General features: G+C 56.7%; 34 protein-coding genes and 2 pseudogenes. All 36 read left to right on the forward strand.

What is annotated here, in order from left to right:
* Positions 1-52 precede the first annotated feature (52 nt).
* Positions 53-352 (forward strand): 50S ribosomal protein L23, encoded by a 300-nt coding sequence (rplW, locus tag HKN37_14410; GenBank protein NNE47841.1) that lies wholly within the window; start codon positions 53-55, stop codon positions 350-352.
* Positions 353-380: 28 nt separating this feature from the next.
* Positions 381-1,208, forward strand: coding sequence for a 50S ribosomal protein L2 (gene rplB, locus HKN37_14415; protein ID NNE47842.1), 828 nt, complete (start codon positions 381-383; stop codon positions 1,206-1,208).
* A 37-nt stretch (positions 1,209-1,245) separates the two neighbouring features.
* The gene (rpsS, locus tag HKN37_14420; protein NNE47843.1) at positions 1,246-1,512 is read left to right on the forward strand and encodes a 30S ribosomal protein S19; all 267 of its coding nucleotides are present in this window, start codon (positions 1,246-1,248) and stop codon (positions 1,510-1,512) included.
* A 37-nt stretch (positions 1,513-1,549) separates the two neighbouring features.
* Positions 1,550-1,915: a 50S ribosomal protein L22 gene (gene rplV / locus HKN37_14425; GenBank protein ID NNE47844.1), complete on the forward strand. Its 366-nt coding sequence runs from the start codon at positions 1,550-1,552 to the stop codon at positions 1,913-1,915.
* Positions 1,916-1,962: 47 nt separating this feature from the next.
* Entirely contained in the window at positions 1,963-2,700 is a 738-nt protein-coding gene (rpsC, locus tag HKN37_14430; GenBank protein ID NNE47845.1) for a 30S ribosomal protein S3, read from the forward strand.
* A 31-nt stretch (positions 2,701-2,731) separates the two neighbouring features.
* Positions 2,732-3,157 (forward strand): 50S ribosomal protein L16, encoded by a 426-nt coding sequence (gene rplP / locus HKN37_14435; GenBank protein ID NNE47846.1) that lies wholly within the window; start codon positions 2,732-2,734, stop codon positions 3,155-3,157.
* Positions 3,158-3,179: 22 nt separating this feature from the next.
* The gene (rpmC, locus tag HKN37_14440; protein ID NNE47847.1) at positions 3,180-3,377 is read left to right on the forward strand and encodes a 50S ribosomal protein L29; all 198 of its coding nucleotides are present in this window, start codon (positions 3,180-3,182) and stop codon (positions 3,375-3,377) included.
* A gap of 60 nt (positions 3,378-3,437) precedes the next feature.
* Positions 3,438-3,701 carry a 30S ribosomal protein S17 gene (gene rpsQ / locus HKN37_14445; GenBank protein NNE47848.1) on the forward strand — a complete coding sequence of 88 codons (264 nt, stop codon included), beginning with the start codon at positions 3,438-3,440 and terminating at the stop codon, positions 3,699-3,701.
* 45 nt (positions 3,702-3,746) lie between these two features.
* Complete coding sequence (rplN, locus tag HKN37_14450) at positions 3,747-4,115, forward strand: 50S ribosomal protein L14 (GenBank protein NNE47849.1); 369 nt, start codon at positions 3,747-3,749, stop codon at positions 4,113-4,115.
* 44 nt (positions 4,116-4,159) lie between these two features.
* Positions 4,160-4,516: a 50S ribosomal protein L24 gene (gene rplX, locus HKN37_14455; protein ID NNE47850.1), complete on the forward strand. Its 357-nt coding sequence runs from the start codon at positions 4,160-4,162 to the stop codon at positions 4,514-4,516.
* Positions 4,517-4,549: 33 nt separating this feature from the next.
* Complete coding sequence (rplE, locus tag HKN37_14460) at positions 4,550-5,134, forward strand: 50S ribosomal protein L5 (GenBank protein NNE47851.1); 585 nt, start codon at positions 4,550-4,552, stop codon at positions 5,132-5,134.
* A gap of 22 nt (positions 5,135-5,156) precedes the next feature.
* Positions 5,157-5,426 (forward strand): 30S ribosomal protein S14, encoded by a 270-nt coding sequence (gene rpsN, locus HKN37_14465; protein NNE47852.1) that lies wholly within the window; start codon positions 5,157-5,159, stop codon positions 5,424-5,426.
* A gap of 56 nt (positions 5,427-5,482) precedes the next feature.
* On the forward strand, positions 5,483-5,884 hold the full coding sequence (gene rpsH, locus HKN37_14470; GenBank protein ID NNE47853.1) for a 30S ribosomal protein S8: 402 nt from the start codon (positions 5,483-5,485) through the stop codon (positions 5,882-5,884).
* 46 nt (positions 5,885-5,930) lie between these two features.
* Positions 5,931-6,485 (forward strand): 50S ribosomal protein L6, encoded by a 555-nt coding sequence (gene rplF / locus HKN37_14475; GenBank protein ID NNE47854.1) that lies wholly within the window; start codon positions 5,931-5,933, stop codon positions 6,483-6,485.
* A 42-nt stretch (positions 6,486-6,527) separates the two neighbouring features.
* A complete protein-coding gene (gene rplR, locus HKN37_14480; protein NNE47855.1) occupies positions 6,528-6,884 on the forward strand; it encodes a 50S ribosomal protein L18 in 357 nt (118 codons plus the stop codon).
* A gap of 34 nt (positions 6,885-6,918) precedes the next feature.
* On the forward strand, positions 6,919-7,443 hold the full coding sequence (gene rpsE, locus HKN37_14485) for a 30S ribosomal protein S5 (protein NNE47856.1): 525 nt from the start codon (positions 6,919-6,921) through the stop codon (positions 7,441-7,443).
* 38 nt (positions 7,444-7,481) lie between these two features.
* A pseudogene (rpmD, locus tag HKN37_14490) lies at positions 7,482-7,667 on the forward strand (50S ribosomal protein L30).
* A 156-nt stretch (positions 7,668-7,823) separates the two neighbouring features.
* Positions 7,824-8,024, forward strand: a pseudogene (locus HKN37_14495) (histone-like protein 2).
* A gap of 70 nt (positions 8,025-8,094) precedes the next feature.
* Positions 8,095-8,571 (forward strand): 50S ribosomal protein L15, encoded by a 477-nt coding sequence (gene rplO, locus HKN37_14500; GenBank protein ID NNE47857.1) that lies wholly within the window; start codon positions 8,095-8,097, stop codon positions 8,569-8,571.
* Positions 8,572-8,587: 16 nt separating this feature from the next.
* Entirely contained in the window at positions 8,588-9,904 is a 1,317-nt protein-coding gene (gene secY / locus HKN37_14505; GenBank protein NNE47858.1) for a preprotein translocase subunit SecY, read from the forward strand.
* 25 nt (positions 9,905-9,929) lie between these two features.
* Positions 9,930-10,748: a type I methionyl aminopeptidase gene (map, locus tag HKN37_14510; protein NNE47859.1), complete on the forward strand. Its 819-nt coding sequence runs from the start codon at positions 9,930-9,932 to the stop codon at positions 10,746-10,748.
* On the forward strand, positions 10,741-10,959 hold the full coding sequence (infA, locus tag HKN37_14515) for a translation initiation factor IF-1 (GenBank protein ID NNE47860.1): 219 nt from the start codon (positions 10,741-10,743) through the stop codon (positions 10,957-10,959). The genes map and infA overlap by 8 nt, the downstream gene beginning before the upstream one ends.
* A gap of 90 nt (positions 10,960-11,049) precedes the next feature.
* Positions 11,050-11,166 carry a 50S ribosomal protein L36 gene (rpmJ, locus tag HKN37_14520; protein NNE47861.1) on the forward strand — a complete coding sequence of 39 codons (117 nt, stop codon included), beginning with the start codon at positions 11,050-11,052 and terminating at the stop codon, positions 11,164-11,166.
* 30 nt (positions 11,167-11,196) lie between these two features.
* Positions 11,197-11,577, forward strand: a complete 381-nt coding sequence (gene rpsM, locus HKN37_14525) for a 30S ribosomal protein S13 (GenBank protein ID NNE47862.1) — start codon at positions 11,197-11,199, stop codon at positions 11,575-11,577.
* Positions 11,578-11,602: 25 nt separating this feature from the next.
* On the forward strand, positions 11,603-12,004 hold the full coding sequence (gene rpsK, locus HKN37_14530) for a 30S ribosomal protein S11 (GenBank protein ID NNE47863.1): 402 nt from the start codon (positions 11,603-11,605) through the stop codon (positions 12,002-12,004).
* Between the two features lie 110 nt (positions 12,005-12,114).
* The gene (rpsD, locus tag HKN37_14535) at positions 12,115-12,717 is read left to right on the forward strand and encodes a 30S ribosomal protein S4 (GenBank protein NNE47864.1); all 603 of its coding nucleotides are present in this window, start codon (positions 12,115-12,117) and stop codon (positions 12,715-12,717) included.
* Positions 12,718-12,779: 62 nt separating this feature from the next.
* Positions 12,780-13,757 (forward strand): DNA-directed RNA polymerase subunit alpha, encoded by a 978-nt coding sequence (locus HKN37_14540; protein ID NNE47865.1) that lies wholly within the window; start codon positions 12,780-12,782, stop codon positions 13,755-13,757.
* A gap of 58 nt (positions 13,758-13,815) precedes the next feature.
* Positions 13,816-14,523 carry a 50S ribosomal protein L17 gene (gene rplQ / locus HKN37_14545; protein ID NNE47866.1) on the forward strand — a complete coding sequence of 236 codons (708 nt, stop codon included), beginning with the start codon at positions 13,816-13,818 and terminating at the stop codon, positions 14,521-14,523.
* Between the two features lie 150 nt (positions 14,524-14,673).
* Positions 14,674-16,932: a bifunctional (p)ppGpp synthetase/guanosine-3',5'-bis(diphosphate) 3'-pyrophosphohydrolase gene (locus tag HKN37_14550; protein ID NNE47867.1), complete on the forward strand. Its 2,259-nt coding sequence runs from the start codon at positions 14,674-14,676 to the stop codon at positions 16,930-16,932.
* A gap of 156 nt (positions 16,933-17,088) precedes the next feature.
* Positions 17,089-17,487: an integration host factor subunit beta gene (locus tag HKN37_14555; GenBank protein ID NNE47868.1), complete on the forward strand. Its 399-nt coding sequence runs from the start codon at positions 17,089-17,091 to the stop codon at positions 17,485-17,487.
* A gap of 78 nt (positions 17,488-17,565) precedes the next feature.
* On the forward strand, positions 17,566-18,018 hold the full coding sequence (ruvX, locus tag HKN37_14560) for a Holliday junction resolvase RuvX (GenBank protein NNE47869.1): 453 nt from the start codon (positions 17,566-17,568) through the stop codon (positions 18,016-18,018).
* Between the two features lie 29 nt (positions 18,019-18,047).
* Entirely contained in the window at positions 18,048-18,617 is a 570-nt protein-coding gene (gene def, locus HKN37_14565; GenBank protein NNE47870.1) for a peptide deformylase, read from the forward strand.
* Positions 18,618-18,700: 83 nt separating this feature from the next.
* A complete protein-coding gene (locus tag HKN37_14570) occupies positions 18,701-19,054 on the forward strand; it encodes a hypothetical protein (GenBank protein ID NNE47871.1) in 354 nt (117 codons plus the stop codon).
* Positions 19,055-19,156: 102 nt separating this feature from the next.
* Positions 19,157-20,305 (forward strand): hypothetical protein, encoded by a 1,149-nt coding sequence (locus tag HKN37_14575; protein NNE47872.1) that lies wholly within the window; start codon positions 19,157-19,159, stop codon positions 20,303-20,305.
* Between the two features lie 10 nt (positions 20,306-20,315).
* Positions 20,316-21,284 (forward strand): zinc ABC transporter substrate-binding protein, encoded by a 969-nt coding sequence (locus HKN37_14580; protein NNE47873.1) that lies wholly within the window; start codon positions 20,316-20,318, stop codon positions 21,282-21,284.
* Between the two features lie 12 nt (positions 21,285-21,296).
* Positions 21,297-22,124 carry a metal ABC transporter permease gene (locus HKN37_14585; protein NNE47874.1) on the forward strand — a complete coding sequence of 276 codons (828 nt, stop codon included), beginning with the start codon at positions 21,297-21,299 and terminating at the stop codon, positions 22,122-22,124.
* Positions 22,125-22,229 lie beyond the last annotated feature (105 nt).

The following is a 22,229-nucleotide window of genomic DNA, read 5'->3' on the forward strand; positions in this document are numbered from 1 at the left end:
AAGACAGAAGTAACCTCGGCCTGAGACAAGAACAGATTCCACAAAGGAAACGATGAAGAAGGAAGTGCTCATACGGCCCCTGGTGACGGAGAAGATGACGTCACTCATGGAGAGCGGCCACTACGCATTTGTCGTGCGAGGGGACGCAAACAAGATTGAGATCCGGGATGCTCTTCAGGAGCGTTATCCGGCCGTAAAGATTAAGGAAGTCAGGACGATGGTGGTGCGCGGAAAGCGGCGTCGTCAGCACACGCGCCGAGGCGTCGTGGAGGGCCGTGTGGCCTCGTATAAGAAGGCTATCGTTACGCTCCTTCCGGACAGCGAGCAGATAGACTTCTTCGAGGAAGTTTAGATAGACAGCGAATCGAACTGCTAGAGAGATGCCAATCAAGAAATTAAAGCCGAATACGCCGGGTCAGCGGCACCGATCAGTTTCGGGTTTCGAAACGATCACGAAGAGCTCGCCGGAGAAGAGCCTTCTCGGACCCGTCAAGCGGAAGGGCGGTCGGAATAATACCGGCCGCATCATGGTTCGGCATCAGGGTGGTGGGCACAAGCGTCGCTATCGTCACATCGATTTCAAGCGCGACAAGCGGGGGATTCCAGCTCGGGTCGCAGGCATCGAATATGATCCGAATCGCTCGGCACGCATCGCTCTGCTTGTATATGCGGACGGAGAGAAACGGTACGTAATCGCACCGACCGAGATGGTAGTGGGACAGACAGTCATGAACGGCGCCGGCTCTCCGCCGGAACCGGGCAACTGCCTCCCGCTGTCCGAAATCCCCGTGGGTTCGCTGGTGCACGCTATCGAGATGAAGCCGGGCAAAGGGGCTCAGCTCGCCAGGTCGGCCGGTACCTACGCTCAGCTTACGGCCCGAGAGGGAAAGCACGCTATCCTCCGCCTGCCGTCTGGAGAAACCCGCATGGTCCCCGTGAACTGCTCGGCTACAATCGGCACGACGAGCAATCCGGACCACATGAACATCGATCTCGGAAAGGCAGGACGAAAGAGGTGGCTCGGGGTTCGACCAAAGACCCGTGGCGTGGCGATGAACCCGGTAGACCATCCCATGGGTGGTGGAGAAGGGAAAGCGTCCGGTGGACACCCGACATCGCCCACTGGAGTCCCGGCCAAGGGTTACAAGACGCGTAAGAAGCGGAAGCAATCCAACAAGTACATCATTCGCCGAAGAGGCAAGAAGTAATACGTTCGGCTCGACGCCGACAACAAGGATTTACGATATGGCACGGTCGCTCAAAAAAGGCCCCTTCGTTTACTACAAGCTGCAGAACAAGGTAGACGAGCTTAATCAGACAGGTAAGAAGAAGGTCATCAAGACATGGAGCCGAGCATCCATGATCACACCTGATTTCGTGGGGCACACGTTCGCCGTGCACAATGGCAAGCAGTTCATTCCTGTCTACGTGACGGAGAATATGGTCGGCCATCGACTGGGTGAGTTTTCGCCGACGCGGTCCTTCCGGGGACATGCCGGACAAAAGCGATAACGGGCACGGTCGAATCAGCCTAGTAAGGAGCATAGTCATGGAAGCAAGAGCGGTCAGAAAACATATTCGCAGTTCGCCACGCAAGATGCGCCCGGTGGTGAATGTCGTGCGTGGCAAGCCCGTGCCGGAAGCTTTAAGCATTCTCAATTTTTTGCCCCAGAAGGTTACCAGCACGGTCAAGACAACCATCCTGTCGGCCGTTCACAACTTAATGGATCTGAATCCAGACGAGCGCTTTGATGAAACCGCACTCGTCATCAGCGAGATTCGCGTTGATGCGGGTCCGACCTTCAAGCGCTACCGTCCACAACCGCGTGGCCGCGCGCACCGCATACTCAAACGCACGAGCCATCTTACCGTCGTTGTTTCGACGGAGAATGAGAGCTCTGACGAAGAAGAATAGATGTCCGCAGTCTCCGCTCAAATCTCTAGCACTAACTGAACAATACATTGGGACAGAAAACACATCCCATCGGATTTCGACTCGGCATCATTCGTGGCTGGGATTCGAACTGGTACGCTGAGAAAGACTTCGCCGGAAAGCTGGTTGAGGATCGGGAAATCCGCGACTATTTGTCAGCCCGACTCCGTCGTGCCGGACTCAGTCGAGTGGTCGTCGAGAGGACACCGAAGCGTGTAATCCTGACGCTCCACACAAGTCGCCCCGGAGTCGTGATCGGGCGAGGCGGGACCGAGGTTGAGAAACTGCGCGAGGAGATCAAGAAGCTTACGAACAAGGATATCCAGATCAACATCAACGAGATCAAGAGGCCGGAGCTCGATGCCAGCCTCGTGGCGCAGAATATCGCTCAGCAGCTTGAGGGCCGGGTTTCGTTCAGGCGTGCGATGAAGCAGTCACTGACGGCGGCCATGCGCATGGGAGCTGAAGGGATTCGTGTTAAAGTTTCGGGCCGACTTGGAGGCGCAGAAATGGGCCGCACCGAGCAGTACCTGGAGGGCCGTGTGCCATTGCATACGGTTCGGGCCGACATCGACTATGCGGCAGCGACTGCCTTTACGATTTACGGAACGACGGGTGTCAAGGTCTGGATCTATCGAGGAGAAATCCTCGGCAAGCCCGATCTCAGCCCCAACGTTCAGGCCCAGCGTCAGCAGATGCAGCAGATGCAGCCCGAGCGGACGGCCCGCGGAAGAAGGCGACGCGAAAAGACCGGACGGAACCAGTAGAGATAGATCGATCTAGACGGAGAGTAGAATCATGTTGATGCCCAAGCGTACGAAGTACCGGAAGATGATGAAGGGCCGCATCAAAGGTGTGGCTGGCCGAGGTACGCAAGTGTCTTTCGGGGATTTCGGCATCAAAGCGCTGGAACCGGGGCGCATCACGAGTCGCCAGATTGAGGCCGCTCGAATTGCAATGACCCGGCGCATGAAACGTACGGGAAAGGTGTGGATTCGGATCTTCCCTGACAAACCCATCACGAAGAAGCCTGCTGAAGTAAGAATGGGTAAGGGAAAGGGATCTCCTGAATTCTGGGTAGCCGTAGTGAAGCCCGGCACAGTCCTCTTTGAAGTGGGCGGTGGAATTCCTTACGACCTCGCCGTCGAGGCCATGCGCCTGGCGCGTCACAAGCTTCCGATTCAGACGACGGTCGTCAAACGACCAGACTACACCGAATCGTAAGCCCCGACAGATACGTAATAAGATGAAAGCAAAAGAAATAAGCGAGCTGAGTCTCGACGAGATTGCGGAGCGCGTTCGGGAGGAGACCGACCAACTGCGCCAGCTGCATTTTCAGCACGCAATCGCCGAGTTGCCGAACCCGATGATCATTCGCGAAAAGCGGCGACTCATAGCGCGACTCAAGACAATTTTGAAACAGAAAGAAACGGCAACGACCTAGATACGAGGCAATTGGTAGTTGGTGAGGAACGGTATACGGCTCACCAAGCCAGCGAGATAGATGGAACAGACAGCAAGAAACGCAAGGAAGGAGCGAGTCGGAGTGGTGATCAGCAGCAAGATGGACAAGACCATTTCGGTCGCCATCCGCCGGCAGATCAAACACCCGATCTACGGGAAGTTCATTAAGAAGACTACGCGGCTCATGGCTCACGATGAGACCAACGACGCGCAGGAAGGTGACACCGTTCGCATTATGGAAACGAAGCCACTGAGCCGTAACAAGCGCTGGCGCCTCGTTGAAGTCGTCGAGCGAGCCAAGTAACAAACCGGCCGTACGAATGCCGGTCTACCAGACAAGTTTCGAGTCATGATACAGCAGGAGACAAGGCTCAAAGTGGCGGACAACAGCGGGGCGAAGGAAGTCCTCTGTATCCGTGTGTTGGGCGGAAGCGGCCGACGGTATGCGCGCATTGGCGACACGATTGTGGTGTCGGTCAAGAGCGCGATTCCGGGAGGCGGTGTGAAGAAGGGAGAAGTGTCGCGCGCCGTTGTCGTCCGCACGAGAAAAGAGTTTCGCAGAAGCGATGGATCCTATATCCGTTTCGATGAGAATGCGGCCGTTCTGTTGAACCCACAGGGCGAGCCACGCGGAACTCGAATCTTTGGACCCGTCGCACGTGAACTCCGTGAGCGACAGTACATGCGAATTGTGTCGCTTGCACCAGAGGTCCTTTAGCGACTATTGCCGGTTGCCAGCGGGTGACCAGGAAGGAAGAGATTATGCCGAGAACGATGAACCAGCAGAAGAAACTTCACGTGCGCAAAGGCGACTCCGTGCGAGTCATTGCGGGTAACGAGAAGGGGAAGGAAGGCAAAGTGCTGCGTGTTTTCCGTCAGAAGGAGCGAGTAATCGTGGAGGGTGTCAACATGCGCGTAAAGCACATGAAACCCAACGCGACCTACCCGCAGGGCGGACGCGTGGAGCGCGAGATGCCGATTAACCTCTCGAACGTAATGCCCCTCGACTCAGCGGGTGTGCCGACGCGAATTGGTCGGAAGCAGATAGCGGATCCGGATACCGGTGGCACCCGGTGGATTCGGTATGCCAAAACGACCGGTGAAGAACTCGATCACTAGAAGGCGATTCTGAAAGCCAGTATGTGTTGACCGATGGAGATAGATAACTACAAGCCCAACCTCAAGACCTTCTACCACGACGAGGTCGTCCCGGCGCTGACAAAGCAGTTCGGATACTCGAACGTCATGCAGGTCCCGCGTCTCGTCAAAGTAATCGTCAACAAGGGTGTCGGGTTGGCGGTGGCCAACAAGAAGGCCCTCGATGACGCCGTGTCGGAGATCCGGCAGGTAACCGGCCAGCATCCGGCAGTGACGAGGGCACGCAAAAGCGTCTCGAACTTCAAACTGCGGCAGGGCATGCCAATCGGTGCGCACGCAACGCTACGAGGCGATGTGATGTGGGAATTCGTCGATCGGCTGATCGCACTGGCTCTTCCCCGAGTGCGCGACTTTCGGGGAGTTCCCGACAAGAGCTTCGATGGGCGCGGCAACTACACGCTCGGGATCAAGGAGCAGATCATTTTTCCGGAAATCAACATCGACAAGATCGATCGCATCAGTGGATTCGATGTGACGTTCGTCACAACGGCTGAGACCGATGAGGAGGGACATGCACTTCTCAAGGCGCTCGGGATGCCGTTTGTTCGGCGCAGCGAAGAGGTAGTCGAGACCGCCTAGGTCCCCAAAACAACCACTTTATATGGCAAAGAAGAGTTCAATAGCACGAGAAGCCAAACGTCGCCGCCTGGTAACGAAATACGCTGCCCGACGAAGGGCACTGAAAGATGCCGGCGAGTGGGTGCTTCTTCAGAAACTACCGCGTGACTCGAGCGCGGTGCGGCTTCGTAATCGGTGTTCGTTCACCGGACGGTCGCGTGGTTATATCCGGAAATTCGGCGTATCGAGGATCGTCTTTCGAGAGATGGCCCTTGAAGGGAAGATTCCCGGAGTCCGGAAATCGAGTTGGTAAGGCAAACGCGGCGCCATGATGCGTTGCGACAGTATTGATACTTGAACTGAGAGCAAATGAGTACGACGACAGATCCAGTGGCAGACTACCTGACGCGGGTTAGAAATGCGCTTGCGGCTGGACACATGCACCTCGATGTGCCGGCGTCGAAATTGAAGCGGGCAATCACCGAGATACTGGTTGATAAAGGATACGTGCGCCGCTTCGTAAACGTCGACGACGGCAAGCAGGGACTGATCCGCATCTACCTGAAATATGGTCGCGGTGGAGAACCTGCTATCAAGAGTCTGCGCCGCGTGTCTAGCCCCGGCCTGCGCAAGTACGTCAATGCGAGAGAGTTGCCCCGCGTTCGAAACGGACTGGGCATCGCGATCGTGTCGACGTCGAGCGGTGTTATGACGGACAAGGAGGCTCGACGAGTCAACGTTGGCGGCGAGGTCCTCGCCTTTGTGTATTAGACGGCGGACTTCAGGAAGCGCTACAGTTAGAGAAGGGTATTAGACGATGTCACGTGTTGGGAATCTTCCGATCGCAATTGCGGATAAGGTCACGGTGGATATCGGTGCGAATAATTTCGTGACCGTAAAGGGACCTCGCGGTGAGCTGTCATTGCAAGTTGATCCGGATATCCGGTTGTCGATGGAGAATGACGAATTACTTGTCAGCAGGCCTACGGAGCAGAAGCGGCACAAGTCAATGCACGGACTTTACCGTTCGCTCATCGACAACATGGTTGTCGGTGTAACGGTAGGGTATCGCCGCGAGCTGGAAGTGATCGGTGTTGGGTATCGTGCCACGGTATCGGGCGAGGTCCTGGAACTGGCTCTCGGCTACTCGCATCCGATCTTCTTCGTGCCTCCCGAAGGAGTCTCGATAGATGTCGACGCGAAGCGCGGGAAGAATTCGATCATCGTCGTGGAAGGTATCGACAAGCAGATGGTTGGCCAGGTGGCCGCCAAGATTCGTTCATTGCGTCCACCGGAGCCCTACAAGGGCAAAGGCGTGAGATACGTGGGCGAGTATGTCCGAAGGAAGGCTGGCAAGACGGCAGCCAGATAGTCAGTGAATAACCGACGCCGTTTGTGGCGTCTGATAGGAATCATGGCAGTAAAGAATCGCAAGGCTGAACGAAGGGCGCGTGTCAAGAAAGGAATCCGTCGGCGGATTTCGGGCACGGCAGAGCGTCCAAGACTCTCCGTGTTCAGGTCGAGTCGCCATATCTATGCACAATTGATCGACGACATCAACGGACGGACACTTGCTGCGGCAAGCACCCATGATGATGAAGTCGAGGGAAAGAGCCCGGTCGAGCGGGCGGCGGCCGTTGGGAAGCTGCTCGTGCAGCGAGCCTCAGAGGCTGGACTGTCGGCGGCTGTGTTCGATCGCAACGGGTACAAGTATCATGGTCGCGTGCGTGCACTTGCCGACGGTGCACGGGAAGGCGGTCTTAAGTTTTAGCACGGCATAACAAAGCCAAAGAAGAGCAACAAGCATGGCGAAGGGAAGAGGTAGACAAACGCGGGAACGCAAGGAGCCGTCCGATCACATCGAGCGACTCGTTTCTGTGAAACGAGTGGCGAAGGTCGTTAAGGGCGGTCGACGTTTCTCGTTCAACGCCGTTGTTGTGGTCGGCGATGGTAAGGGCTCCGTTGCAGCCGGACTCGGCAAGGCTAACGAAGTCGCGGACGCTATCTCCAAAGGAACCGAAGACGCGAAGAAGAAGATGTTTCCGGTTCCCAGGACAAAAGGCACCATCCCGCACCCGGTCGTTGGTCGCAAGGACTCGGGTCGTGTTCTCCTCAAGCCGGCTGCGCCCGGTACCGGCGTAATCGCCGGCGGCGGTGTTCGGGCCGTGCTCGAGTGCGCGGGTTACACGGACATCCTGTCGAAGTCGCTTGGTTCGAGCAACCCGCATAACCAGGTCAAGGCTACGATCGATGCACTGAAGCAGCTGGAAGATCCGCTCGAGGTCGCTAAACGTCGCGGAATACCGCTGCGGAAGGTATTCGAAGGTTGAGTTGGGGGAACCCCGATCAGGTTTAACAGAATAGATAGATGGCTATTAAGCTGAAAATTACTCAGGTACGTAGCGCGATCCGCCAGACGGGACGTCAGAAGCGCACGCTCGAGGCGTTGGGCCTTCGTCGTATGCATCAGACCGTTTTGCATAACGACACGCCGCAGATTCGCGGAATGGTCAGGCGCGTTTCACACCTCGTCAAGCTTGAGATGGATTCAGACACGCCGACGCCGGCCAGGAAGAAGGTCGCGGGCGCGGCTGCATCTGAAAAGGCGGCTGTAGTTTCGAGCTCCCCTGAGAAGGCAGGTACGGACAGCGCCGGTGAGAAGCCAGCAGCGGAGAAGGTACCCGCGAAGAAAACGGCAACCAGGAAGGCAGCTACGAAAAAGACGGCTGCGAAGAAGCCTGCAGCCAAGAAGCCTGCAGCCAAGAAGACTGCCAGAAAGAAAACGGCCACGAAAAAGGCTGCGACGAAGAAGACTGCGGCAAAGAAGACTGCGGCAAAGAAGACCTCAGCTAAGAAACCGGCCGCGAAGAAGGCTGCATCAAAGAAGACCTCCGGGGACAAAGAGGACTAGCTCAAAGTCTTACCGCAAACAGACCACGCGAGTTCGCCTCTAGAGGCGGGCGCATTAGCAAGGATACACGATGGATCTCAGTAATCTCAAGCACGCCAAGGGCGCGACGAAGAACCGGAAGAGAATCGCGCGCGGCGTCGGATCGGGCTACGGCGGTCACAGCTCGACGAAAGGAAACAAAGGCCAGAAGAGCCGCGCGGGCGCCAAGTCGCGGGCGTGGTTCGAAGGGGGGCAGATGCCACTCCAGCGCAGGGTTCCGAAGTTCGGGTTCACGAACCGCAATCGTAAGGAATACAGCGCCGTCAATGTGTCCCGCCTTGAACAACTGGTGACGGATGGTCGGTTGGCGCCAGGCGCAGAAGTAACCCCCGCGGTGCTTGCCAGTCTCGGTGTTGTCGGCAAGAAAGATCTGATCAAGATCCTTGGAGGCGGCGAGCTCAAAACCAAGCTCGTGGTTTCCTCCCACGGATTCAGTGCGTCGGGTCGAAAGAAGATTGAGGACGCCGGCGGATCGGCGATAGTAGTTGAGCTGTCGGTTGCATCATAGCGGACGTTAGGAGCACATGGCGAGATTTACCGAAAGCCTTCGCAACATCTGGAAGATCGAAGATCTTCGCAGTCGTATTACATATACGCTGGGCATCCTGCTGGTCTATCGACTCGGCGCGTATGTCACGCTCCCTGGCGTTAATGCATCGGAGTTGGCAGCGATCAACCAGACCCGCGACCCGAATGATATTTTCGGGTTTATTGACCTGTTCGTTGGCGGAGCCTTCAGCGCAGCCGGGATCTTCGCGCTCGGTATCATGCCCTATATCACGGCCTCGATCATCATCCAGCTGATGGGTGCGGTTGTGCCGTATTTCCAGAAGCTGCAGCGAGAGGGTGAAGACGGCCGGCGGAAGATCACGCAGCTCACGCGCTACGGTACCGTGGGTATCACAGCCGTTCAGTCGGTCGGTTTTGCAATCAACCTGCAGTACGGGATTACGGGGCAGGCGATTGCTATCGCTCCTACCTTCTTTATGATCTCGACGGTGATTGTTTTGACCGCGGGTACGATGTTTGTCATGTGGTTAGGCGAGCGCATCACCGAAAACGGAGTCGGAAACGGGATCTCGCTGATTATCATGATCTCCATCGTATCTCATTTCCCGAGTGCCCTGGTCAACGAGTTCCAGCTCAAGGACAACCTCTTCATCTTCCTTCTTGAGGTCGCGATATTCGCGGTCGTCACGGCGGGGGTCGTGCTGATCACGCAGGGAATGCGTCGCATCCCGGTGCAGTACGCAAAGCGCGTGGTGGGTCGGAAGGTTTACGGAGGTACCACGCAGTATCTACCGCTTCGAGTGAATGCAGCCGGGGTGATGCCGATCATCTTCGCCCAGTCGATCATGTTCGTGCCGGCTACCATCGCCACGTTCTTTCCCGAAAGTGCGTTCATGCAGCAGTTCGGTGCCTGGTTCAATGATATCTCCGGATGGGGGTATTCGTCCATCTTCTTCGTGATCTGCGTCTTCTTTACGTACTTCTACACCGCGATTGCTGTTAACCCGAAGGAGATGGCGGACACCATGAAGCGGCAGGGCGGCTTCGTCCCCGGCATCCGACCGGGCAAGCAAACAAGCGAGTTTATCGACAATATCCTGACGCGGATTACGCTTCCGGGTGCGCTGTTCCTCGGATTCGTAGCCATCTTCCCGGCCTTTGCAATGCGCGCAGGTGTGACGACTGGATTCGCACTTTTCTTCGGAGGTACGAGCCTTCTGATTATGGTTGGTGTTGCGCTTGACACGCTCCAGCAGGTGGAGAGTCATCTGCTCATGAGACACTACGACGGATTCATGAAGAGCGGCCGCGTGCGCAGCCGTCGCTCATAGATTCGTCGGGGATGGTCATCACATCATGATTCAGATCAAGAGCGAGTCGGAGATTGAAAGGATGCGGGCGAGTGCCGACCTAGTTGGTCGTGCTCTCGGGCAAGTCGCGGCTCATATCGCGCCGGGCGTGACGACCGCTGAGTTGGATCGGATTGCCGAAGAGTTTATCGCTCGTCACGGAGCAGTGCCGGCGTTCAAAGGCTACCGCGTGGGAAAGCAGGTCTTCCCGAGTACGCTATGCATTTCAGTTAACGATGCAGTAGTGCATGGAATTCCCGGTACGCGTCGCCTTGAGGAGGGAGACGTGGTTTCCATCGATTGCGGAGTACTTCTTGACGGCTATTATGGAGACAGCGCGTTTACGTTCGCCGTGGGACAGATCGACAGCACAGCCCGTGAGCTGTGTAAGACGACCTATCACGCTCTCGAAGCGGGGCTGGCACAGTCCGTGGCGGGGAATCGTGTGGGCGACATCTCGCACGCGGTCCAGGACTATTGTGAGCGTCGAGGCTACGGCGTTGTGCGCGATCTTGTGGGTCATGGAATCGGTCGTGAGTTGCACGAAGATCCTCAGGTCCCTAACGTCGGCCGCCGTGGATCAGGCCGAAAGTTGAAGGAAGGTCTGGTGCTCTGCATCGAACCGATGATCAACGTGGGGGGCGCGGACGTGGCGACCGGGGACGACGGGTGGACGGTCAGAACAGCCGATGGCAAACCGTCGGCGCATTACGAACATATGGTGGTCGTCCGAAGGGGAAAGCCCGAAGTGCTGACCACGTTTCGCTATATCGAGGAGGTACTTACGCCTCCCTACAGTCTACAACAAGAGTTACAGCATGGCTAAGCAAAAGCCGATTGAGCAAGACGGAGAGGTGATTGATGCGCTTCCGAACGCGCAATTCCGGGTTCGCCTGGAGAACGGTCACGAAATCCTGGGTCTACTGTCCGGCAAGATGAGGATGTATTTCATCAAAATTCTGCCGGGGGACAGGGTAAAAGTCGAACTATCACCCTATGATTTGACGAAAGGCCGAATTGTATATCGGTACAAGTAGTGCGGCGGCAGAACCTTTCGGGTCTGCCCGTGTAGTACATAAGCTATTCGATTTTTCGATACCGGCGATTGCCGGTCAGCATCAGGTGCTATGAAAGTCAGAGCCAGTGTTAAGAAGCGCAGTGCCGACGACAAGATCATCCGTCGCAAGGGCCGCGTGTATATCATCAACAAGAAGAGCCCGAAGCACAAGCAGCGTCAGGGCTAGACGGTTATCCGGACGAAAACCTAGAACGAGATGGCACGAATTGCGGGAGTAGATCTCCCAACGCAGAAAAGGGGAACGGTAGCGCTGACATCGATTTTCGGCATCGGCAACTCACGGGCGAAGGAAATCCTTGAGCGCGCGGATATGGATCCGAATGCCCATCCCGAGTCATGGACCGAAGATCAGACGAAGAAGATTCGGCGTCTGATTGAGGACGAGTTTCTTGTTGAAGGGCAACTTCGCACGGATGTTCAGATGAACATCAAGCGACTGATGGATATTGGCTGCTATCGTGGCGTTCGGCATCGGCGCGGTTTGCCGGTCAGAGGCCAGCGTACGCAAACAAATGCTCGCACCCGCAAGGGGCGCAAGCGCACTGTGGCCGGCAAAAAGCAGGCTCCACGTAAGTAATTCGACTACGGAATATTAGCCCGATATGGCGACAAGACAGAAAGGACCCGGCCGAGGCGCCAAGAAGAAGAAGGTCATAGTTGAGTCTAATGGCCAGGCGCACGTCAAAGCCACGTTTAACAACGTGATGGTGACGCTGACCGATCAATACGGCAATACGATTTCCTGGGCAAGCTCGGGGAAAATGGGCTTCAAGGGAAGCAGGAAGAACACACCTTACGCTGCGCAGGTGGCCGCTTCGGCTGCCGCGAAAGAGGCGTACGACCTCGGACTTCGCAGGGTAGATGTGTTTGTCAAGGGACCCGGCTCCGGGCGTGAGTCGGCCATCCGTGCACTGTCATCGAATGGTCTCGAGATTGCGACCATTCGTGACGTTACGCCCATACCACATAACGGCTGCCGGCCTCCGAAGCGACGTCGCGTGTAAGCGTTAACTCGCAAGCGCGCGCTGCTCGGTGTAACTACCGGCTATGGTTGTCCTGGTGACAACCATACGTTTGTCCATCAAGACACTCTGACAAACGAGGTGAAAGAATAATGGCCCGATACAGAGGCCCAAAGCAGAAAATAGCCCGACGGTTTCGTGAGCCGATTTTCGGCCCGAGCAAGTCGCTGGAGCGTAAACCATACGCGCCCGGGCAGCATGGCCGCTCGCGCCGATCCAAGGAGAGCGAGTACGCCGTACAGCTGAAGGAAAAACAGAAGGCGAAGCAGACCTATGGTTTGCTCGAACGTCAGTTCAGAAACCTGTTTGAAAAAGCCGCGAGAAAGAAGGGCGTCACAGGCGAGAATCTCTTGAGATTCCTTGAGTCGCGACTTGACAACACCGTCTTTCGACTTGGAATAGGCGTGACCCGCCGGCAGGCGCGCCAGTTCGTAACGCACCGCCACATCATGGTGAACGGAGACGTAGTCAACGTCCCGTCATTCCAGGTTCGTCCCGGCGATGTAGTCTCGGTGCGGCCCCGAAGCCGAAGCGTCGATCCCATCCGCGAATCGCTGCGCCGTAGCCGGCGCCAGTTTCCGTGGCTGGAAATGGATCGGAAGCAAATGCAGGGCAAGTTTCTGGATTACCCGAACCGGGAAGATATCCCGGAGAATATCCGCGAACAGCTCATCGTTGAGTTGTACTCCAAGTAGTGTGACGTCGGCGCCCCGGCGTTGAACGTCTCCACACTCCTAACCGGCATTGGACGATCGATATGAGTAGTTATGCAATACAGATGCCAGACGGCGTCGAGGTCGAAGAGCTTTCTGATCAGTTTGGTCGCTTCGTGATTCAACCCCTCGAAAGGGGCTATGGAGTTACGATCGGCAACGCGCTGAGACGCGTCCTGCTGTCGTCTCTCGACGGCGTAGCGATAACAGGGATCAAGATCGATGGTGTGCAGCACGAGTTCTCCACGATCGACAACGTCTCGGAAGACGTGGCTGACATCATTCTTAACCTCAAAGGTGTTCGGTTCAAGGCGAACGAGGCGAATGACGGTCAGATTCACCTGACGCTGAACGGCCCCGGCGCGTGGACCGCAGCAGATATCGGAGCAGCAACCAGTGAGTTCGAGATCCTGAATCCCGAACATCACATCGCTACTCTCGACAAGAAGGCGAAGATCTCGGTAGAGCTTCGCATCGAGCGCGGACGCGGCTACGTCCCGTCAACGGAGAACAAACAGGCCGACGATCCGATCGGTGTGATAGCGATTGATGCCATCTTTACACCCATCACGAATGTAAAATATTCGGTCCTTCAGACGCGCGTAGGAGAGCGCATCGACTACGAACGACTGTCGCTTGAAGCCGAGACTGACGGGTCAATTACGCCGGAAGACGCACTGGCCTCCGCGGCGTCGATCCTTCGTGATCACATCAACCTGTTCATCAAGATGGACAGCGAGCCTCAGCCTACGGAAGAGGAGAAGGAAGTCGACGCAGAGGTCCAACGCCTTCGCGAGCTTCTCGGCCAGTCTGTGGACGAACTCGACCTGTCGGTTCGAGCTCATAACTGCTTGAAGGCGGCCAACATCAAGTCAATTGGTGACCTCGTCCGCAGAGAGGAGTCCGAGATGCTCAAGTTCCGAAACTTCGGTCGCAAGTCGCTGCAGGAGTTGGTGCAGGTGCTGGAAGAGCGCGGCCTGGCCTTCGGAATGGAAGTTGAAAAATATCTGGAAGAGGTTTAGGAGAGCCTCTTCGCGGCAGACGGCTCGAGTCGAACCGGACAGCCAGGATTGAAATATCATGAGACATCAGACCAAAAGACATCGGATTGGCCGCGGTAGCTCGCACAGACGTGCCACCCTCAAGGCCCTGTCCACCGCGCTGATAGAGCACAAGCGTATCGTGACTACGCAGGCCAAGGCGAAGGCTCTGAGAGTCTACGTTGAACCCCTGATCACACGCGCGCGCGATGACAACAGCCATAACCGGCGGCAGGTCTTCAGACACCTACAAGACAAGCGGGCGGTAACAGAATTGTTCGATGAGATCGCCGAAAAGGTTGGTGATCGCAAAGGCGGCTACACGCGTATTGTAAAACTGGGCCAACGACACGGCGATGCAGCCTCCATGGCCGTCATCGAACTGGTTGACTACAACGACGTCCGGCCGGAAGGCTCACGCGGCACCAAGAAGGCGACGAGGCGGGGCCGGGGTCGACGTTCGGGAGCGGCAACAGCCGCCGTTGCAGCGACAGCGCCCGAGGCCGTCGACGATGCGGTGGATTCAGCAGACACAGTAGCTGCCGAAGCAGTCGATGCATCCGACGCCACGGGATCGGGGGACGTGGAAGCTCAAACAGATGTCGCTACGGCTGACGAGACTGACGAGGCTGAAGCATCGACAACCGACACGGTTGACGATGTTGAGGCTGCCGCCGAGGAGGATGCATCGCCCGAGAGCGATTCCGATGAGTCGGCTGAAGAGGGCGACGACGAATCCAAAAAGTAGTTCGGGTCACTTGACCTGGAAGATCAGGGCGTCCCGTATTGTGCGGGGCGCCCTTTTTTGATTATCAGGCTCTGAACCGCTGACTGTCCACCTGAGGAACAGTCACCTGCGAGGCGATTCTAACAGAGACCCCAACTCGTTCGACCGTCTATGCTTCGATCCGCCACTATACTGCAGGGAGAGGAACTGAACGTCGAGCCGCATTTTCGCGAGCGACTCAATCAGTTAATCGAGGTCTGCCAGAAGACACTCCCGTCAGTCGACGAAGAGCGACTCCGCAGGGCGTTCCGCATTAGCTACTGGGCTCATCGAAACGATCGCCGCCACTCGGGTGAGATGTACATCGCCCATCCGCTCGAGGTGGCCCACATCATGGCCCGGGAAATGGCGATCGATGACGTAAGTGTCGTCGCGGCCCTGCTTCATGACGTGGTCGAAGACACGGAAATCTCTCTCGAGTTCGTCCGTGACGAGTTCGGGCCCACTATAGCGAACATCATCGACGGCCTCACGAAGATGAGCGGTGTGTTCTCGAGTCGTGCCCTCGGCCAGGCAGAAAACGTTCGCAAACTGATGCTCTCGATGGCCACGGATATCCGTGTGATCCTCGTCAAGTTTGCGGATCGCTTGCATAATATGCAGACCATCGGTGCCGTCACTCGCCACAAACAGATCAAGACAGCGACAGAAACACTCGAGCTCTACGCCCCGCTCGCACACCGCTTCGGTCTGTTCGCCATCAAGAATCAGCTCGAAGATCTGGCTCTGCAGACCATACATCCGGAGGAGTATGCAGCGATTGTCGGGCGGCTTGAAGACTCGAGCGACGAGCGAGAGCGCTACGTCAATTCGTTTATCGCGCCGCTCAAGGAACGCCTTGCAGAGAACGGATTTGAGTTTGAAATCTACGGACGGCCCAAGAACATCTGTTCGATCTATCGCAAGATGAACAGGCAGAACAAGCCGCTGGATGAGATCTACGACTTGTTCGCCATTCGGATCGTTCTTCAGACAGGTGGACGGGAAGGCAAAGAGGACTGCTGGCGTGTCTATTCGATTGTGACCGACCTGTACAAACCTCTTCCGGAGCGATTTCGGGACTTCATCTCGACGCCGAAGTCAAATGGCTATCAGAGCCTGCACACTACGCTGCTGGGCCCCGGTGGGAAGCGTGTTGAGGTGCAAATTCGTACGCAGGAGATGCACGATATCGCCGAGCGCGGACTCGCTGCACACTGGAAGTACAAGGAAGAAGTCACTCGCTCGGACAGTCAGATGGAGCGATTTCTTTCGTGGGTGCGCGAACTGCTGGAAAATCCGCGATCCGATCAAGCGACAGAATTCGTGGAGGAGTTCCGACTGAATCTCTACGATCAGGAGATCTACGTCTTCACGCCCAAGGGAGAGCTGAAGACCGTACCGACGAACGCGACACCGGTCGACTTCGCCTTCCAGGTACATACTGAAGTTGGGTTCCATTGCATCGGCGCGAAGGTCAACGGCAAGATGGTGCCGCTGTCACATCGACTCAAGAGCGGCGACCAGGTAGAGATCATCACGTCCAAGAAACAGACGCCCAATCCGGACTGGATGAAGTTCGTCGTGACGCACAAGGCGCGAAGTCGCATCCGGCACTGGATCAACGAAAAGCGGCGCAAGGCGACGGAGGTAGGCCGGGAAATCTGGAGCAAAAAGGCGCGTCGTGCCAACATTGAAATCAGCGAAAGTGACCTGCAGCAGTTCACGGCGCGTCTCAAGTTTCCGAATCCGCAGCAGATGTTCTTCGAGCTCGGGTCCGGTCTGTTCGACGTCGGTGACCTGATCACGCTAATCAAAAAGGGGGAGTCGGCCGTCCCGGGAGTTTCCGAGCCTCAGCGGGACACGGAGTCGCTGCGACTTCAGTATGAGAGTTTCCTTGATTCAGCGAAGGCGGCGACGAGACCCGCACTGATGATCGACGGAGAATTGCACACGGATATCGTTACGAAATACGCCTCGTGCTGCAATCCCATCCCCGGTGACGAAGTCTTCGGATATCTCAGCCGGGCTGGTAGTATCCGCATCCACCGGGTGAACTGCAAGAACTCTCCGGACCTGCTCATCAACCACCCGGAGCGCGTCGTTCCCGTAGAATGGAGCCGGCAGAAAGACGTTCATTTCATCACAGCTCTGCGAATAGTCGGTGAGGATCGCGTCGGCATCGTCAGTGACATCACGACCGTCATTTCCAAAAACCTCAGTACCAACATCCGGTCGATCACGGTCGACTCTGAGGATGGCGTGTTCGAGGGTACGATCGTAATGTATGTGAGCGATCTGGCCCATCTCTCCAGATTGATCAAGCGGATTAAACGAATCGATGGAATCCATGGTGTTTATCGGTTCGAAGAAGGTGAAGATGCGGCGTAGTCTGCGTCCACTGGCGAAGATCACGCATCGGGCCCTGGAATCTCGTTTGGATAAAGATCCGGTGTTTTTACCTTAAGGGTCCCTTCTGGAAACACTATCGAAGCTCCCAGGGCATTTCGTCGAGAGCACACATCACAATGGTTGAGGAATGAACTCATGGCATCCAAGCCCACGACCCTGACGAAGAAAGACCTTGCCCGTCGTGTTTCGATGCTCATGGGCGAACCGATCTACAAGAGTGAGCCGTGGGTCGGTGCCGTCGTAAAGGCACTTGGCCAGATGATGGAAGAAGCAGATCCGGAGGTTCGAATCGAACTCCGGGACTTCGGGGTCTTCGAAGTCAAGAAGACGAAGGCCAAGCCAAAGGCGCGAAATCCGAAGACCAACGAGACCGTGTTTATTCCGAGCCGGCGCAAGACACATTTCAAGCCGAGCAAGAAGCTCAAGGAAATTCTACAGAAGCCCCTGGCGGAGCTGAACTATTCCGTCCCCGAGGGTAGCGCGGATTTTTCCCAGAACGGCCAGCATGTGCCGAGTCGGAACGTTGATTCGTAACTCTGCGGCCTCTCTACGTGGGTCCGTGAGTCTTTCTGTTAGGAACGCGTATCCATTGTCCGCCGTTCTGACGTGGTGATGGCCACTTCTGCAGACATAGGGTTGCCCCGGCGCTGGGTCGGGGTCGATTATGGCAAAAAGCGCGTTGGTATTGCCGTGGCTGATCCACTTCGCATGTTTGCGCAGCCGCTCGGCACCTACTCTCAAGCCGAAGCGCTGGAGCGGCTCAGGGAGATCGACGAGGCGGATGGTCTGGACCTGGTGGTCATCGGATGGCCTCTGATGCCGGACGGCGAGGAAGGGCTTGCGACGGAGCTCGTAGCGGGCTACATCAAGCGGATTTCAAAGGCGCTTCCTAATTCCATGATCGTGAAGTGGGATGAACGGTACACGTCGGCCGTTGCTGCCGAGAAGATCCGTGAAGCCGGACCGAATCGAAAATGGAGACGTAACAAAGGGCGAGTTGATTCGGCAGCCGCAGCCCTCATCCTGCAGGAGTACCTCGATGATCCCGCGGCCCATCCGGCCTGAATCTCACACATACCCGACTACCGTTAGAGATGATACTGCCTGTCTACGTTTATGGAGCCCCGATCTTGCGACGGAAGACCGACGTCGTTGTGACAGATACCGCTGAGCTCCAGAAACTCATAGACGACATGATTCAGACCATGCATGGCGCCGACGGCATCGGCCTCGCCGCACCGCAGGTCGGGAGAAGCGAGATGGTGTTCGTGGTCGACGTCTCGCCCCTCGCAGACGAGCTGGCGGCGGAGGGAATCATCGTGCCCGACCAACCGATGGCGCTGATTAATCCGGAGATCCTCTACGAGTCACCGGAGACCGACGAGTTCGAAGAAGGGTGCCTGAGCATACCGGACATTCGCGAAATGGTAGCCCGTACCGTGTCTATTCGCGTACGGTACGTCGATCGGAATCTCGAGCAGAAAGAGATCGAGGCATCCGGGCTCTTTGCGCGCGTCATCCTTCACGAATACGACCATCTCCACGGTATTCTGTTCACGGATCGTATCAGTTCGTTCCGGAAGCGCCTGCTTCGGCGGCGATTGAGGGAGATGGCCGCCGGCAATGTGGACGCTGACTACCCACTTGCCGTCGCCACGGCCTGAAACATACAGGCCCCGGGCCGATTCAAAAACGCATAGTCTATAGAGACGGCCATTCTTTCGGGTCAGCAAATGCAGACAACGTCGTGAAATCCCGGTGCCCGCTCTTCCTGGTTATTCTGGTCGCGGCCGGTAGTATTGTCGGTCCCGCGGCCCATCGCGTCCAGCACAGCCTGGATTACGCGGCGGCATCGCGCGCTGCCTCCATCACGAGCCATGTCCATGCCGACTTCTCGGTACTGAGCTACCCGCTTCCATCAGAGAAGTACGATGAGGTCGTCTGCGTACTCTGCCAGGTCGTAGATAGTCAGATTCTCCTTGTACCTATCACGTGGTGCACGGCTGACCCCGGGGATCATGTGCCCCTCACCAAAGCCTGGGCGGCTTCGGCCGATCCGGTTACGAGGCCGCGTGGCCGCGCTCCCCCGTACCACGCCTGACCCCGGTCTCTCATCTCTCGTCCCGGGTCCTCTTCGGGACAAGATCCGTCCAACCACCGTACGCCACGAGTCGCATACGGCATTCCAGACATAGTCGCGGCTATGAATAATCTCAGGCGCCGGACAGGTTCGATTCTCGTCAGCTTCGTTGTTACAAGCACGTCGATCTTCGCCCAGGGTGTGGACTCGACGGCAACGGACTCGCTGCTCATACGAGATCTCGAGCGCGAACTGGCCAACACCGTCATATCGCCAGCACCCACATCAGGAGCCCGCCCGCCGCGCAACCTGATGAATCCCGAGATCAGCGTGATCGGTGATTTCCGAGCCGGCTATTCCTCTACGGGCCCCCGCAACGTCGATGCGGAGATGCACGAAGTGGAAACGGCTCTTCGATCGGCAGTCGATCCCTATGCCCGTGCCGATGTGTTCGTCGCTATTCACGGCGAGGACGGCGAGTTCGAATTCGAACTCGAGGAGGCGTATCTGACTTCCCTGTCGCTGCCGTTTCAGCTTCAGCTGAAGGCTGGAAAATTTCGGAGCGGTTTCGGGAAGATCAACCGACTTCATCCGCACGTGCTGCCATACGTTGACCTGCCATTTGCATACAGAAATTTCTTTGGCTCGGACGGTCTGAACGATCAAGGCCTGTCACTGAGCTGGCTCGTTCCAAACCCGTGGTTCTTTCAGGACTTGACGATCGAAGTGACGCGCGGTCCGGGCGAAAACGAGAGTTTCATGGGCCATGAGTCGAACCGGTTGTTATACGTCAGTCGTCTCAAGAATTTCTGGGAATTGAATCCGAACGCTACGGTGGAACTGGGACTGAGTGGTGCGGTGGGTCCGAACGAATTCGGCAGGACCACGCTGCTTGGAGGGCTTGATGTCACATATATCTGGAAACCGTTGCAGTTCAACGTATACCGGTCGCTGACCCTTCAGGCTGAGGGTGTCTTCAGCCGCCAGGATTCGCCAACCAGAGTCGTTCGCACCTGGGGCGGCTATGCACTCGCGCAATATCGATTTGCACGACGGTGGCTAACAACGATGCGCGTGGATGTCTCAGATACACCGGCCGATCCGGACTGGAACGAACGGGGATTTTCAGTGACGGCAGGTTGGCTGCTCACCGAGTTCCAAAAGATCGAGATCGGCCTGCAGACACGTGAGGCGAACGAGATGGATAGCAGCGTTCAGGCCGTAGTGAGAGCCGTCTTCGCCATCGGCTCGCATGGAGCACACGAATACTAGAATTGAGGGCATGATGAACAAGACAACCATTCGAACGCGTGTGTTGCAGGCAGTCGTTGCAGTCGTAGCAGTCGTCGCGGCGGCCCCGGGATTCGTGCAGGCCCAGGGTAGGTTGCGCGTAGTCACCACGCTGCCGGACCTCCGGAGTATTGCCGAGATGATCGGTGGCGACAGGGTGGATGCGTTCGCAATCGCCACCGGCTTCCAGAATCCCCATTTCGTTGATCCCAAGCCCAGTTACATTCGTCGCCTTGCATCGGCTGACATGTTTATTACGGTGGGGCTCGACCTTGAGTCGGGTTGGGTTCAACCGCTCATCAACTCGGCTCGTAACAGGAGGATTCTTGTAGGCGGCGAAGGCTACGTTGACGCGTCTGTCGGAGTGCCGCTACTCCAGCAGCCGGCGAGCGCGAGCAGGGAGCAGGGCGATATTCATATCTACGGAAACCCGCACTACTGGCTGGATCCGGTACGCGGAAAGGTCATCGCCCTGAATATCTATGAATCCCTGATTCGACTTCGCCCGTCGGACAAGGACTACTTCGCCGGCAACCTTCAGCAATTCAACGATAGCATTGACGAGTCGCTTGCGTCATGGATGACCCTGATCGCCCCCTATGCAGGCGCGAAGATCGTGGCATATCACAACGAGTGGCCCTATTTCGAGGAGCGTTTTGGAATGAACATCGTGGACTTTCTGGAGCCAAAACCGGGCATCCCGCCGAGTCCCTCCCAGTTGGCCAAAGTCATTCACCTGATGCAATCCGAAGGGATTCGAATTATAATCACGTCGCCATACTTCAAGAAGGATGCGGCCGAGCTTGTGGCTCGCAAAGCCGATGCGGTCGTCGTAACGCTCGCCACGTCGGTAGGCGCCACAGACGGAATAGACACGTATCTCGACCTCTTTCGATACAACGTGTCGGCGCTCGTCGCTGCCTTCGAGCAAACCGGCTACAAGCGCCAGACTTCACCCTGACCGGTACCGGATATGGACGGGCTGCTTTTCGAAGACTTCGTAATCAATGCGCTGCTGGCGAGTTCGATCGTCGCCATTCTGCTTGCGTATCTGGGGGTGCACGTGGTTGCCCGCGGCATCGTGTTTGTTGACCTGGCCCTGGGTCAGATATCAATGCTGGGCGTTGCATTTGCGGCGTATGCAGATCTCGATCCCACCATAACCTCGATTGTGTTCACACTTCTCGGGGCATTCGCGCTCTCGCTTGTGAAGGTCTCGGACCTGAGACTCAAACAGGAAGCGATCATCGGAATTGTGTACGCGTTCGCATCGGCCGTAACCGTGTTGCTGATCTCAAAGTCTGCACACGGCGATTCCGATATTTCGGAAGTTCTTTTCGGAAGCTTTTTTACCGTGTCCACGTCGGAGCTGTGGTGGTTGGCCGGCGTGTTCGTCACGATAGGGATAATACATGTACTGTTTCGTCACCGGTTTTTTGAACTCACGGCCAAGTTTGCCGCCGAGTCCGTCGACGACATCGGTTTCTTCAATATCTGGAACTTTCTCTTTTATCTGACGCTTGGTCTTGCGATCGTCCTGGCTGTTCGTATCGGCGGCGTCATTCCTGTCTTTGCGTTCATTGTTGCCCCACCCGTGACCGCAATTCTGTTGACGCGAGGAAAGCGAGGCCTTGCTTTGCTCGCGATTGCTTTCGGGGTAATTGGAAGTGTGCTGGGTATCTACTTTTCCGTCGAGTTCGATTTTCCTGCCGGGTCGTCAATTGTCGCTGCGCTTGGCGTTCTGTTCTTTCTTGCAGCGGTCCTTCGGGTTGCGACGGGACGCAGGACCAGCACCCCGTAGCAGACCGGGCGGAGGAGTTTGGGATAGCTCACCATCGGGCGGGCGTTCGGCTTTGTTTGGTGGAAACAGCGCGTCTGGAAGAACCGACCTTTGCGATGTCTGTTC

The organism is Rhodothermales bacterium (assembly GCA_013002345.1).
GTDB lineage: Bacteria > Bacteroidota > Rhodothermia > Rhodothermales > JABDKH01 > JABDKH01.